Genomic DNA, 1,101 nt, shown 5'->3' on the forward strand with positions numbered 1-1,101 from the left:
TGTAATGACCCAGCAGAACCTGCTCAGTTTAAGCGGCTAATGCAAATGCCTCAGCCGGGGTCTTCATGCCGAGCGCCTGGTGTGGGCGCCGGTGGTTATAAAAGCGTATCCAGTCCCCTACAACGCGGCTGGCGTGCTGGATGGTCTCGAAGCGATGCCGATGCGCGCATTGCTCTTTCAACGTGCGGATCACGCGTTCGACCATCCCGTTCTGTTGCGGGCAGTGCGGCGTGATGAACTCTTGGCGCAGCCCGTAGCCTCGCACCAACGCTGTATAGCTACGAGAGGTGAAGACCAACCCGTTGTCGGATCGCAGCAGGAACGGCACAGGCACGCGGCCCAGCGTTCCAAAGCGGGCGATCAGGGCATGTTCCAGTGCGCTTCCTGCGGTGCAGGCCTTGCCGCTGCGCGACAGATGCCAGCCCAGCAACTCCCGGGTATGGCAGTCAATCACCAGCGCCAGCGTCGCCCAGCCATCCCGACCCGCCCAGACGCGGCACAGATCCGTCGACCAGCGCTCGTTAGGCCTCGTGGCCACCGACGGCAATGCCTGGATCCGGGGCCTGAAGCCGATGGGCCGCTTACGGACCTGCCAGCCCATCAACTGGAACACGCGCTGCACGGTGTTCTTGTTGAACCCCAACAGATGCGCCACCGTTCGATAGCCAAACGACGGCGATTCTTCGATCAGCGCCTTGATGGGCGCGACAAACTGCGGATCGAGCTTTGGCGATGCCTTCACCGCCTTGTAGTAGACGGTGCGGCGAGGCACGTTGAACCAGCGGCACAGCTTGGCGATCGAGACGGTGATGCCGTCGGCTTGCAGTCCCTGGTGGATCGTCTCGATCACTTCTCGTCCTCGCCCAGCAGGGACTGCAATTTTTTTCTCGCGCGAAGCTCCAGCATCGCCTCGCCGTAGGCCTCTTGAAGGTCCTTGAGCTGGCGCTCGTACTGCTCGCGCACGTCCTGTGGATTGGCCCGCAAGGCATTCTCCATGCCCCGCTTGCCATCGTCGACCCACTGTTCGACCTCTGAGGGCGACAGGTCGTATTGGCGGCTGGCCTCGGCGACGGTGGTCTTGCCTTGAATGATGTCCAGCAC

The 1,101-nt window shown here is 62.3% G+C and carries 2 protein-coding genes; both read right to left on the bottom strand.

The window, feature by feature from the left end:
• Positions 1-28 precede the first annotated feature (28 nt).
• Positions 29-880 (bottom strand): IS3 family transposase, encoded by an 852-nt coding sequence (locus AC6LKG_RS26475; RefSeq protein ID WP_165720955.1) that lies wholly within the window; start codon positions 878-880, stop codon positions 29-31.
• Positions 847-1,101, bottom strand: a 255-nt coding sequence (locus tag AC6LKG_RS26480; RefSeq protein ID WP_498169954.1) for a transposase, incomplete at its 5' end; no start/stop codon positions are given. The genes AC6LKG_RS26480 and AC6LKG_RS26475, both read right to left, overlap by 34 nt.

It is taken from the genome of Achromobacter sp. 46006 (genome assembly GCF_059761975.1).